Genomic DNA, 12,917 nt, shown 5'->3' with positions numbered 1-12,917 from the left:
AATTTTATTGATCAACTTTAACCAATTTAACTTTATTAAAATGTTCCGGTACATCGGTTCAAAACACATAAGTGTCATATTTGTGACTAACAATATACCCTTAAGTTCCCAATTAATTTGTAATCAAAAAATGAACGTCAGAGCTGTTTTAAAAACATTCCAAATAAAAGCTTGATTAATTAAAACCGATCGGTCTAATATAAAGCATGAACAAAACACCAGCAGTTGCAACTAGACGTGGCCGCCCACCCAAAATAGCCAGAGACAGTGCCGATACAAAAGCGCTGCTCATTCGTGTGGGCTTAGAAACCTTAACTGAGTTTGGCTTTAGTGCCACCGGGCTCGACACCATATTAAAAAAAGCAAAAGTACCTAAAGGCTCCTTTTATCATTACTTTAAAAGTAAAGAAGCCTATGGCTTGGCTCTTGTTGATGCCTACGACGATTTTTTTATAAATAAACTTAAATTTTACCTAGAGCAATCTGAAGTCCCCGCACTCGAGCGCATTGTTAATTTCACACAAAGCGCAATTGCTGGAATGCAAAAGTATGATTACAAACGCGGGTGCTTGGTGGGTAACTTAAATCAAGAGCTTAATCATTTAAGTGACGACTTTAAAACCCGTTTAATTCAAAGCTACATCGCTTGGCAACAACAATTAAAACGATGTTTAGATTTAGCCCAGCGGCAACAAACTATTAATCCACACATTAATACCGAACAAATGAGTGAATATTTTTGGGTGGGTTGGGAAGGCGCAGTAATGCGAGCTAAACTAACCCAATCAAGTAAGCCACTTACTTTATACACAGAAATGTTTTTACGCGCATTACTCAGTTAATGCATTTTTTATTATTAATTTAAAGACGATCGGTCTAAAAGGAAATCTAATGAGCAATTCTATCAAAGCTATTGTTATAGATAAGCAAGACGACAACTACACTGCAGCCCTAAGCACCATAAACAGTGACGATCTGCCAAACGAAAATGTATTAATTGATGTGCTTTACAGTACCTTAAATTATAAAGATGGCTTAGCCATCACGGGTAAAGGCCCTGTTGTACGTAGCTTTCCTATGGTGCCGGGGATTGATTTAGTGGGTACAGTGACTAGCAGCGACAGTGCTGAATTTAAAAGTGGCGACCACGTTATTTTAAATGGTTTTGGTGTTGGCGAAAAACACTGGGGTGGCTTATCTCAAAAAGCGGCACTGAGCAGTGATTGGTTAATTCCCCTACCCGCTAACTTATCACCTAAACAAGCTATGCAAATTGGTACTGCCGGTTATACGGCAATGCTCAGTGTTATTGCACTAGAAAAGCAAGGCGTTACTCCCGAGTCAGGTGAAATTTTAGTGACCGGTGCTAATGGTGGCGTAGGCAGTTTTGCTATTTATTTACTAAGCCAGCTAGGTTATCAAGTCACCGCTGCAACAGGTCGTATGGAGCAAGCAGACTATTTAAAATCATTAGGAGCAACTAATGTAATTGATAGAAATGAGTTTTCTAACCCTGGTAAACCTTTGCAAAAAGAACGCTTTGCTGCAGCTATTGATTCTGTAGGTAGTCACACACTTGCAAATATTTGTGCATCACTTAAATATGGGGGGGTTGTTACTGCTTGCGGGCTTGCTCAAGGTATGGACTTACCGGCCTCGGTTGCACCATTTATTTTACGTGGGGTTTCATTAATGGGTATTGATAGCGTTATGCGCCCTAAAGCGGATCGTGTTGAAGCATGGGATCGTTTAGCTTCATTAGTTAATGCCGATTACTTGGATAAAATTTCAACTGAAATAAATCTTGATCAAGTCATTGAAAGCGCCGAGCAACTAATGCAAGGCCAAATTCGTGGTCGTGTAGTGGTTAATTGTCAAAGTTAAGCATTTTTGCTACTAAACTCTCGTTATTAAATTTATAATGTTCGCTGATTTTTTAATAACGAGAAAACACCTATGAGCAACCAAGAACTTTTCAGTAATAACCCACTGCAAGGCGTTAAATTAGAGCAAGTGGTTGAAGAACTGGTTGAGCAATATGGGTGGGAACTCCTGCATGCCTACTTACAACTTAACTGCTTTAAAAATAACCCTGACATTAAATCTGCAGTTAAATTTTTGCGTAAAACCGAGTGGGCACAACAAAAAGTAGATAATTTCTATTTGTACCGCCTTAAAAACTTACCTCGCCCAGATGACGTACAATACGAACTGCCTCCACGCGACCGCATTATTCCTGAAGGCGATAAACCAGGTGAGCCTTGCGAGTTAAGCTTTTCTGATGCAAAACGTATTCAAGAAAAAAAAGCAGCAAAACAACGTGCGCGTACCCGTAAGCAACGTTCAAATTCAAGTAACCCGTGGGGTAACTAATACGTATTTTAGGCAAGAGTTAACAATAAACGTTAGCTCTTGCGTTACTGCAAACTGAAGTCATTAATAACCGCGGTATTTCCAAAAGTCGTCTTCAGTTTTAGTTTTTTCATTAATAAGATTAAATGTTTTATCCGCAATGACTTTCCCCGCTAAAGATAGGGTCATACGCCAGTCACCTATTTTATCCTCAATAGGCTCCCATACCGTATCGCCTAAATAAAACGACCAGTCGTTGTCTTTAACATATACAGTGCCCTCAAAAGGCAGCATCACTTCGCCATTGGTATCTATAATACCTGGGTGGTAAATACAAAAATGTAGTTTTTCGCCTTTAGCTTTTTTAATATTAACTATCAGACCAAATTCTACATCAAGTTCTGCTTTGACTTGCGTAGTGAATTGAGTTATTTGCGGTAGCGATTTACTGTCTTTGTCCCAGTGACTATATATGCCGAAACTTTGTAATGTAATTTGTGGTTTAGATTTTGCCATTGAACTTTCTATTTTTGTACTTTCAATTTTTAAACCACCAGCTTAAGCGAGCGGTTTATTAATTAAGTAGTTGCTTTGGATTTTTAGGGTAATAATTGCTGGGTTGTTGTTCACATAAACCGAACTCACGAGTGTTTTTATACGGTAACTTCATAAAGCCAGCCACCCCCACGTCGGTAATATTTACCGCGTATTGCATAAGCTTATTTAGTAAACGTTTAAATTCTACTTCTTTGCTGGCATCAAGTAATCTGTAGTAATGATGAATTTTCATCCTATCTGGCAGCGCTTCAAAAATAATACAGCCGGTATGATGTATCTGGTTTAGCTCAAATACACATTTAATCACTTTTTTAGGCAGTTGCAATTGCTCATCGGGGTCTTTACCATCTTCAAAATATGAATGCGGACGCGTTACATCGCTGGCTTTTACATTAACCACTTCATAATCAAGCTCTGGTAACTGGTTAAATTTAAATGCACCGGTGCCATCACGTTCTAACTGAATTGTTTTGCGGGCATCAAATAAACAACACTTAAATAAGCCTTTTTGGCTAATAGCCTGGGCTAACATTACTGTGTTGTTTACTGCATCGGTGAATGCGGTTGCGAGGGTCTCGTCATGCATAATGAGTGACGATTCAACATACAAAGATTCATCTTTCCAATGAAAGCTGAGCCCTCCTACTACAGGATATTTAGCTAGACGGCTAATAGAGGCCAAAAACGCTTTTTCGGTATCCCCAGTATCAAATAAAAACTCTTTATAATACCTATCAAGCTGAGCATCGTTTACATCGAGTAATTGCTGTTTATGGTCGGCTTGGCGTAAAAATTGTTTTCTAGAGCTATAAACTACGGTTTCGGGTTCGGGGTCTTGGCTAAACCAAAACGGAATTGCCGCTTTAGTTTCTGTTTTTGGTAGTTGTGGTAAATACGCTTTTGCCATGGTTTCTATGTTACGCATAAAATAGTCACCCGCTTTGTCTCTAACCAACCGTTCTTTTGAAAGCATGCCATCGATAACGTTTGCCAGCTCCTTAGGTAACATTAAACTACTGGCCGGTATAGCCTGAGCACCAAATCGGCAAGACTGCGCTGAGGCAAGTGCATATAGCGTTGATGCAACCCCTTGCTCATCAAAACGAGGGGACGACTTTTCACCCGACATTTGCGCATCACCTATAAAATAAACATCACCCATTCGTGCGTTAGTGGTACTTAAGTCACCTGACATTAAATCCATAAAATTACTGGCAATTGGGTTTCCTTGTTCATCTACTTGGGCATAAACAGAGCTTCCCCAGTCAACCAAGGATAGCTGCTTTTCATTTTCATCCCACACCAAGTTAGAGGGTTTAATATCACCATGTACAATAGGCTGCGGGCTTAAACCATTTTTATGACGACGTAAATCAAGCAACACATTTCTTAATTTAACCGCTAAGCTCATTATTTTGGCGGCCGGTAAGCGCCCTTGCTTTAGTGATACTTTTTCAAGGTCTTCACCAATAGCACGCGCCATCATCAAAATGCCTTGTTTTTTTATTCGCTCAAAGCCATAAAATGTTGGCACTAAGGGATTTTTGATTTGCGAAAGCATATACGCTTCATCTTCAAGGCGATCACGTACACTTTGCGCGAGCGTAATTCTAGAAAACTTAAACACCCAAGGCAGGCCATGTTCATCATCCCCTGCAAATACAAACCCAAATGCCCCTGAGCCAATCATTTCTACCTTTTTATACCCAAGCAAAGTGAGCTGTTTAATACAAATATTAAGCCACTGACGATGTTTTTTTGCATCACGGTGTGACAGCAAATAAACCGATTGCTCTTCGTTGATATAAAAATTGCGAATTTCTTTAGCTTTCAATGCGGGTTCTCTAGGTTAGTTGTTAAAAGCGCAGTGTTACCTTTATATTTGATAGTAACGCGAGCATTGTGTTAATTAAACCTTTAAGCATCACAATATGTTTATCAAGCCGTTATGTCATGATATTTAGTCATGATTTAGACATATATCGCTGTTATTTGCTATTTCGCCGTATCCTACTTAACCACAGCATCGTAAATAGGGTAAAACAGACCTTTATATTATTCTTAGGTTAAAAAAATGAAACGTATTATAAAAGCCTCTTCAATCGCGCTTGCTCTGAGTATGTGCATGAATGCCCAAGCCGCAGACTTTAATTTTTCTTCAAAAGTGAACAGCGATGCAAATACGCTGGTTGTATTTTATAGCCAAGATGGAAATAACAGCCAATTTAAAGCGCTCGACAAGCAGTTCGATGGCCAATTGCAACGCGTTATTGATATAGAAAATTTTACCGGCGATTACGCTAAAGTAGCACAACTTGTTGCGCCAAGTAAAAGTAACTACAGCCGCATTTTAGTCGTAGGTACTGGTAATACAAGCGAGTTTGATAAAGCAAAAGCAGCTAAGTTAGGCGGTAATATTCACGCTCAACTAGTTAAAGCCAAAGTTGGCACTGCCAGCGTTGTATTTGAAGATGTAGCCGGTGTAAGTGACAATGCATTGCTTGCTGCTAACTTTGCCCATGGTGCAAACTTACGCGATCATCGTTTTGAAAACTATAAAAAAGAACCAAACACTGAAACAGTTAGCTACACATTTGATGTTGATAACACCAAGCAAACTCGCAAGCTTTACACCCAATTAGAAAGCATTCAAGCCGGTGTATTTTTAGCCCGCGATTTAACCTCTGAAGTCGCTACCGAAATGACACCTGTTGATTTTGCTAATGCGGCAAAAGAATTAGCATCTTTGGGCGTAACCATCAAAGTATTGGAGCCTAAAGAAATAAAAGAACTGGGTATGGGTGCATTAGAAGCTGTTGGCCGAGGTAGCCAGCAAGGTGCCCGTTTAGTGGTTGCCCATTATAAAGGGTCTGACGATGCCCCTATTGCCCTTGTTGGTAAAGGCATTACATTTGACTCAGGTGGTTACAGTATTAAAACCGGTGCATCTATTGCACGTATGAAGTCAGATATGGCCGGTGCTGCTGCAGTATTAGGTACAGTAAAAGCAATGGCGTTAGCTAAAGCTGACAAAAACGTGGTAGCCGTTATGGGTATGGCTGCGAATATGGTATCGCAGTTTGCTGTAGCTCCAGGCGATGTTGTTCGCACCGCTGAGGGCTTAAGTGTTGAAATTTTAAATACCGACGCCGAAGGACGCTTAGTATTAAGTGATGCTATGTGGTATGCACGTGAGCACTACAAACCAGAAATTATGATTGATGTTGCAACACTCACCGGTTCAAAAATCCGTGCTGTAGGCAATGAATATGCAGCAGTGTTCTCAGATGACGATACGCTAGTATCTCAACTAACGATAGCCGGTAAACAAGTAAACGAAAACCTATGGCGCCTACCTTTAGGGTATAAAGATATGTTGGAGTCTGACATAGCTGATTTAACAAATGTGGGTTCAGGTGGCCCAGGTGCAACCACTGCTGCCACTTTCTTAGAGCATTTTGCTGGCGATACCCGTTGGGTGCATATCGATATTGCAGGTAATGCCTTAGTGAAAAAAGGTAAAGATGAGCTTTCACCAGGGGGAACGGGGTTTGGTGTTCGCTTATTAAGCGAATGGTTATTAGCTAACTAATTGTTTATTAATACTAATAAAAGCGCCAAAGTAGGTTTACTACTTTGGCGCTTTTTGTACGAAAACAGTTTTATAGAGCTCAATACATCACTATTAATAAATCCTTAAAAGTGTGTTTATTATTTGATTTTGTTTGATTTATAGTCAAAGATAGAAGGAACAATTAGTAACGAGGTCAAAGGAATGAAAATAACCTACCTGCTCTACAGCATTTTTTATTTAAGCATTTGTTTTCTTTTCTATTTTGAACAGCTCTCCACCATTGCTGCAGCAATTATAGTGCTGTTATCTGCAATTTTTTATATAAAACCAGCAAAATCTGAATCAGCAAATAACAATTCGTCACTAGGTGCCGTGCAGTCGTTCAATAACAAAATTGCACAAAACATTACCAAAGCCACCTCAAAAAATGCCATAGGCGCAGCTGAAGTGTCATTTTATGTTGATAGCTTATCTAAAGAAATAGACGCTTGTTATAACGAGAGTGAAACTGTCGGGCGTGCCACACACGAGCTTTCACAAAATAGCACTGAACTTAGTGACAACATGACCACCATTAATCAAGCAATGGTACAAACAGCACAAGCCTCAAGCTCTGCCGATAGCCGCTTACAAACGGCCACCAGCCAAATTGATTCGTTATCTGGCTCTATAGATAAAGTGGCCCAGCAATTAGATTTATTATTAAAAAGTGCCAGTGATATACAAAGCATTACCCAAGTTATTCAAAACATTGCAGAGCAAACCAACCTACTAGCTTTAAATGCTGCCATAGAGGCCGCTCGCGCAGGTGAGCAAGGTCGTGGTTTTGCGGTTGTTGCCGACGAAGTGCGTAACCTAGCAAATAAAACCAATGAAGCAACCAAACAAATTGCAGACATGCTTACAGACATTAACGCCAACAGTATAAAAACCAATGAAGATATGAAGCAGGTTTCACAGCAAAGTATTTCTGTAAAATCAGAGCTTGAAAACGTGACTCAATCATTTTTAACGATTAACCAAGATATTGGTGCCTCATCTACCGCGCTTGATAGTATGCATCAGTCTGTTTCTGCATTTCAGCATGCAACCACACAAATAAATAGCTCAGTCACTAGCATCAGTAGTTTATTGGGCGAAGTTACTAAAAAAGGCAGTACAATTTCTCAGCAAGCGTCTTCTTTATCGCTGGGATCAGAATCAATATTTAGAGAGCTTGAAAACATAGAGTATGACGCATTCTTTAAACCAATCCTGATATCGGCTAAACACGCCAGTAAAGCAATTGGCGAATGTTTTGAGGGTTGGATCCAAAGCGGAAAAATAACCCAGCAACAACTTTTTTCGCAAAACTATAAACCCATCGAAAATACCAATCCAACCAAGTACACAACCGATTATGATAAACTGACAGATCAATCACTGCCGGCTATACAAGAACCAATACTGGAAAATAAAGACATTATTTTTGCAGGAGCCGTTGATACAAAGGGCTACTTTCCTACTCATAACAAACGCTATAGCCAAGCTCTAACCGGTAACTTTGAAAAAGATTTAGTAAACAACCGCACTAAACGTATTTTTAATGACCCGACTGGAATTCGCTGTGGTAGCCACACCGAAAGCTTTTTATTACAAACCTATAAACGTGATACCGGTGAAATACTGCATGATCTTTCGGTGCCAATTTATGTAAACGGTAAACATTGGGGCGGATTTAGAATTGGGTTTAAGAGTACAACTCATTAATTAATATAAAAAGGGAGGCACATGGTCTCCCTTTTTGTAAGTGATGTGTTTATTTTTTAGAAAACAGCATACGTTTAAAGGTATTATCAGCCAAAATGTAATGATGAAATAATGCAGCCGCCGCATGTAAGCCTATTACGTAATAACCAACTTCGCCCACTGTTTCGTGTATTTCTTTAATGGTTTTACCAAGCTCCTTGTTTTCACTTGCCAATGGAGGCAACTCTAAACCAAAAAATGGCACAGGTTTACCTGCCATACTTAATATTAACCAACCCGCAATTGGCATAGCAAACATAAACACATACAGTGTAAGGTGTACAAATTTAGCTAACTTATCTTGCCATTTTACAGGCTCAGGTTGTATAGCAGGTGCTGCACCACCCACTACACGCGCAACTACCCTCACGCTTACTAAAGCTAAAACCGATAAACCCAACATAAAGTGCCACATTTTAAAGGCATCACGGGTTTCAGTGCCTTTATCAAATAATTCACGTAACTCTATACTGCCGTAAACAGTGACAATTAAAATAAACATAAGCCAGTGTAAGGCTATAGAGAGTGTACTGTAATGAGTCGTTGTGTTTTTAAAATTCATAAGGCCTCTTTTAGTGAAGAAACGCATTGAGTAATGTGCTCACTTTATGCGTTATGACTACATGTTTACACGTTAACCTTTACTCACTCACACTTTAATGATCTGAAACATGAAATTAGTTATTAACTCAGATGAATGGTTTAAAGGTTTTAATTACAATAACTGTGCAAACTTAAAATAAACTTAAATAGTAGGCAAAAAACGGCAACTTTACGTTACCGTTTTAAACAATTAACGTGTTTTAAAAATAACAAACGGCAGCAAATGAAAGATTATCGAGAACGACGAGTGATTTAGACTAGCCAAAGCTTGAAGAATTGGCTCTTATGATGTCTAAAGTCAAGATTTGACCCCTTTGGTTTTTTTTATTGAAATTTCACCAAACTAGGAATCTTCCTTGCAACATAACGCTTTGCTAAGCGGCTAAAAATTGTTGGCTAAAATAGCGAGGAACGAGCAAAAGCCAACTGTTTTTTGTCCGTTTAAGCAACTTGTTATATTTATTATTTAGCCACTTTATTAGCTTGAACTAAATAAGACAATGCTGCAGCGTAGCTGCCAAAAAACACTATAAAAGCTAAACCTACAATAACTTGACCCAGCAAATTGTTACCTAAGCCTGACAGAAAAATAATATAAATAGACGGTGGAAATGAAATAACTGAGAAATGAGGTTTTTTTTCTGAGTTAATGAATAAACCTGAAACTACAGGTACGAATTGAATAATTATTGGTATAAGCATTAAACCAACAATAAAAATATCTAACTTTAAATTACCACTCACGACAACTTCCTAATTTGAAATAAATATAACGCCGCGTTCACCGGCTTGTCCGGTGCAACGCTTTGTTAGTGCCCTAATCATTGCTGAAATGAAAATAGCCATGGTCTTCAGCATATGAATCCATTGCGTCCCTATCGTTCGGGTCCACAAGTTCATAAAATTCTTCAGGTGTATAGTGCACCCTATGGGTGAAATGGTCCGCAACATTTGCAGCCATCAACTCGCCGTATCCACTCAACTTTAGGCCGCATGATTTACATAAAAATTTTGTCGGGATAACAGACTGCCGTACAACTACTTCATCTTCCGCATTTTGAATTTGCTCACGACCGTATGTATCCCCTTGTACTGTCGCTATACAACCGCAAGCAGGACAATCGACTCTATGATGCTGTTGATGGCTCAGCACTTCACCCTGTTCTTCTGATTCCTGTTTTAATTTAGCCTGTTCATCAGGATCTTTCTCACTAAAGACCTTTGCATAAGCAGCAATTTTACTTTTGACTTTACTTATCACTTCACTTTTAACTTCTTCAATTATCGTCTCAGCCGTTTGAGCCTCCTCTCCGCCTAGCAAACTGGTTAAGCTTTCCCCCTGAGCTTCAGCCAACACTTTGCAACACTTATAAAACCCACCAATCCACTTTTGATGCTTATATTCTACAAATGCTGCGGTACCGGAATGGAGTTCTTCATTTCTCCGTCCCGCTAAGGCCAGCGCAATAGAAAGTTCGTCGTCTGTAAACTGCGGAATCAGTTCTTTACAGAGGCGAAGTACTTGACTTGTAGCTATTGACTTACGCTGAGACGTCGATGTTCCAAGCCCTAGAGCTGATAGGATGTGGCGTTGTTCCTTGTCAGGTTCAGCCAAGAGTACAGGGCTAAAATGTGCCACCGTAGACCGTGACAATAACTCCAAGCCCATAGCACACCACAACCCAAAAACATCATCTGTTCTATCCACTTCAAATGAGCGCTCAAAATACAATTTTGATTTTGCCCATAACGAGTCCTTATCCCAGCTCATTTAACTCTCCAAATAAATTCTAAATATCTCACGCCGTTCATTATTTACTGCAGATCGGCCATGTAAGTTTTTCCAGTTATCAAAAACAACAGCTTTGTTTCCATCCCAATGAATCTTTCTCGGTTCGATAGACCTCAGAGCTTCTAACAACTCCGAATGAAACCTTTCGGCATGAACGTTTGCTGGTTTCATGATATTTGGATCGAACCGTATCCCCGAAACCCCGTTTTGACAGAAAATCGGAGATGTATATTTACATCCTTCAAAGGTCTCGACTAGGTAAATTGATTTTTCTGCCTTTGCACGAAAATCGTTGGAAACAACTCGAGTAATATCAGAAAGTGAAATGTAGTTGGTAGTACATTGACTCTTACTGAACATTCCCATTACTACATACCTTGCAGGTATTCCCCAAAAGGCTGTATCGGTATGAAAAGGAAATGCTGACAAACCATAAATATTGCTTAATGTTCCCGGCAGTGAACTTCTGCCATCGCTAGATTTTAACGTGGCTATATTCTCACCATTCGGGTGAGGCCTGATTTCACCAATAGACTTAGCCAGCCGTTTTAATTCGGCACGGGAACTAATATTATCAATTATCACGACACCATTATGCTCTAAATCGCCAAGATCCAGCATTGCCTAAAATTCCTCCTTAAGCCTACAAGCACTAACGCCCGCATAAAGCGCGCGAGGCACGAGCGTCGCATTTAATGCGCTTGTTAAATGCCATACTCGCGCTCTACTTTGGTTATTCTCACCCGGAAGTTCGTATACCACTCTTTCCGGCCTTTGCTCTGCGCTTCCTGGTGCTCAGCATTCGCTTTCCAGGCTTTGATAGATTCAAGATCCGACCAGTAGGAAACTGTGATGCCAACTTCCTCCCGCGCGGATTCAATACCAAGGAAGCCCGGCTGTTCCGAGGCTAGAGCGACCATTTTTGTCGCCATTTCCCCATAGCCATTATCTCCGTCGGTGCGTTGTGATGTAAAAATCACGGCGTAATACGGCGGTTTTGGTGTTTGGGCTATGGATGGCACTTGAACTCCTTCGAGCATTTAACAGTTTATTGAACACCACTTTGGGGGGTTATAAAACCCCAAAACGGCGTATATTACATGGCTCAATAATTCCACTAAATAACTTCAATGTAAACAAGTTATTACGCGAGTTATAAAATTATCGTTTTTAAAATACACCAAAACGACTTTTAATAATGTTATTGGACAAAACACCATTAACTGTCTATATATACAGTATTCTTTTTTAAGTTAAATATCGTTTATGAAATCTCTGTTTCTAACCATGATTAAAGACCAAATGTATAGCAAACGGTATGCAAAGAGCACTATTGAAGCTTATCTTTTTTGGATAGCTGGCTATATCCGCTTTAATAATATGCAACACCCAAGCTCTATGGGAGACACCCAAGTGGAATTATATTTAAACCATTTAGTAAACTCGCAAAATGTAGCGCAAGGCACCCAAGCTCAGGCATTAAATGCGTTAAGTTTCTTATATAAAGAAATAATTAAGAGCCCCCTCTCATTATCTTTAAATTTTGTAAAAAGTGAACGCCCAAGAAAATTACCCGTTGTGCTTACTCAGAAAGAGGTTTCAGCGCTATTTAAACACTGTATTGCAAAGCATTATTTAGCATGTGCACTTCTTTATGGTAGTGGTATGCGATTAATGGAAGTACTGCGTCTAAGGGTACACGATATTGACTTTGACTATAACTGCATTCGAATTTGGGATGGTAAAGGAGGCAAAAACCGTGTTGTAACGCTTGCCGTAGAACTCATACCGCAATTACGTTCTCAAATACAATTAGTTGATAGTTACCTACAATTAGATCTTAGAAACCCTTTGTATAGCGGTGCGTACATGCCGCATTTGTTACGTAAAAAATACCCAAACCATAATAAGCAGCTGGGCTGGCAATATTTATTTTCATCTTATAAATTAAGTATTGATCCTGAGAGTAAGCAATTAAGGCGCCATCATATTGATGAAAAGCAAGTACAACGCGCGGTTAAAAAAGCTGCTTTCGATGCAAACATTAACAAACACGTTACCCCACATACTTTGCGCCACTCTTTCGCTACGCATCTACTGCAAAGCGGCGCTGATATCCGCACAGTTCAAACACAACTAGGCCACTGTGACGTGCGTACCACACAAATATATACCCATGTTTTGCAACAAGGTGCAAACGGAGTTATCAGCCCTTTTTCAAGATTATAAACTCTCCGATTTAAAACAAAA

The 12,917-nt window shown here is 39.6% G+C and carries 13 protein-coding genes; 6 read left to right on the top strand and 7 right to left on the bottom strand.

What is annotated here, in order from left to right:
• Window positions 1-206 precede the first annotated feature (206 nt).
• From A9479_RS04255 to A9479_RS04245, 3 genes are all read left to right on the top strand, one after another.
• Window positions 207-842, top strand: a complete 636-nt coding sequence (locus A9479_RS04255; protein WP_064662770.1) for a TetR/AcrR family transcriptional regulator — start codon at window positions 207-209, stop codon at window positions 840-842.
• 49 nt (window positions 843-891) lie between these two features.
• Window positions 892-1,884 carry an MDR family oxidoreductase gene (locus A9479_RS04250; protein ID WP_064662769.1) on the top strand — a complete coding sequence of 331 codons (993 nt, stop codon included), beginning with the start codon at window positions 892-894 and terminating at the stop codon, window positions 1,882-1,884.
• 72 nt (window positions 1,885-1,956) lie between these two features.
• Window positions 1,957-2,373 carry a VF530 family DNA-binding protein gene (locus A9479_RS04245; protein ID WP_008114664.1) on the top strand — a complete coding sequence of 139 codons (417 nt, stop codon included), beginning with the start codon at window positions 1,957-1,959 and terminating at the stop codon, window positions 2,371-2,373.
• Between the two features lie 63 nt (window positions 2,374-2,436).
• Here A9479_RS04245 and A9479_RS04240 read toward each other — a convergent pair whose 3' ends face one another.
• Both A9479_RS04240 and A9479_RS04235 read right to left on the bottom strand, forming a co-directional pair.
• The gene (locus A9479_RS04240) at window positions 2,437-2,868 is read right to left on the bottom strand and encodes a DUF3859 domain-containing protein (RefSeq protein ID WP_013464918.1); all 432 of its coding nucleotides are present in this window, start codon (window positions 2,866-2,868) and stop codon (window positions 2,437-2,439) included.
• Window positions 2,869-2,926: 58 nt separating this feature from the next.
• The gene (locus tag A9479_RS04235; protein WP_016900339.1) at window positions 2,927-4,744 is read right to left on the bottom strand and encodes a phosphotransferase; all 1,818 of its coding nucleotides are present in this window, start codon (window positions 4,742-4,744) and stop codon (window positions 2,927-2,929) included.
• Between the two features lie 240 nt (window positions 4,745-4,984).
• Between A9479_RS04235 and A9479_RS04230 the strand changes: the two genes are divergently transcribed.
• Both A9479_RS04230 and A9479_RS04225 read left to right on the top strand, forming a co-directional pair.
• Window positions 4,985-6,502 carry a leucyl aminopeptidase gene (locus tag A9479_RS04230; protein ID WP_064662768.1) on the top strand — a complete coding sequence of 506 codons (1,518 nt, stop codon included), beginning with the start codon at window positions 4,985-4,987 and terminating at the stop codon, window positions 6,500-6,502.
• A 183-nt stretch (window positions 6,503-6,685) separates the two neighbouring features.
• Complete coding sequence (locus tag A9479_RS04225; protein WP_064662767.1) at window positions 6,686-8,233, top strand: methyl-accepting chemotaxis protein; 1,548 nt, start codon at window positions 6,686-6,688, stop codon at window positions 8,231-8,233.
• Between the two features lie 49 nt (window positions 8,234-8,282).
• On the opposite strand, the gene A9479_RS04220 is transcribed toward A9479_RS04225, so the two are convergent.
• From A9479_RS04220 to A9479_RS04200, 5 genes are all read right to left on the bottom strand, one after another.
• Window positions 8,283-8,834 (bottom strand): cytochrome b, encoded by a 552-nt coding sequence (locus tag A9479_RS04220; protein WP_064662766.1) that lies wholly within the window; start codon window positions 8,832-8,834, stop codon window positions 8,283-8,285.
• Between the two features lie 503 nt (window positions 8,835-9,337).
• Entirely contained in the window at window positions 9,338-9,619 is a 282-nt protein-coding gene (locus tag A9479_RS04215) for a hypothetical protein (RefSeq protein WP_064662765.1), read from the bottom strand.
• 73 nt (window positions 9,620-9,692) lie between these two features.
• Window positions 9,693-10,646 (bottom strand): hypothetical protein, encoded by a 954-nt coding sequence (locus A9479_RS04210; protein WP_064662764.1) that lies wholly within the window; start codon window positions 10,644-10,646, stop codon window positions 9,693-9,695.
• Complete coding sequence (locus tag A9479_RS04205; protein WP_064662763.1) at window positions 10,647-11,288, bottom strand: TauD/TfdA family dioxygenase; 642 nt, start codon at window positions 11,286-11,288, stop codon at window positions 10,647-10,649. It abuts the gene before it with no gap.
• Window positions 11,289-11,371: 83 nt separating this feature from the next.
• Window positions 11,372-11,689, bottom strand: a complete 318-nt coding sequence (locus A9479_RS04200; protein ID WP_097437981.1) for an antibiotic biosynthesis monooxygenase — start codon at window positions 11,687-11,689, stop codon at window positions 11,372-11,374.
• A 244-nt stretch (window positions 11,690-11,933) separates the two neighbouring features.
• Here A9479_RS04200 and A9479_RS04195 point away from each other — a divergent pair, with 244 nt between their 5' ends.
• A complete protein-coding gene (locus A9479_RS04195) occupies window positions 11,934-12,896 on the top strand; it encodes an integron integrase (RefSeq protein WP_064662761.1) in 963 nt (320 codons plus the stop codon).
• Window positions 12,897-12,917: the final 21 nt, after the last annotated feature.

This window comes from Pseudoalteromonas sp. MQS005 (assembly GCF_001661605.1).
In the GTDB taxonomy this organism is placed as follows: Bacteria; Pseudomonadota; Gammaproteobacteria; order Enterobacterales; family Alteromonadaceae; genus Pseudoalteromonas; species Pseudoalteromonas tetraodonis.
This window is presented reverse-complemented; position numbering and strand designations above follow the sequence as displayed.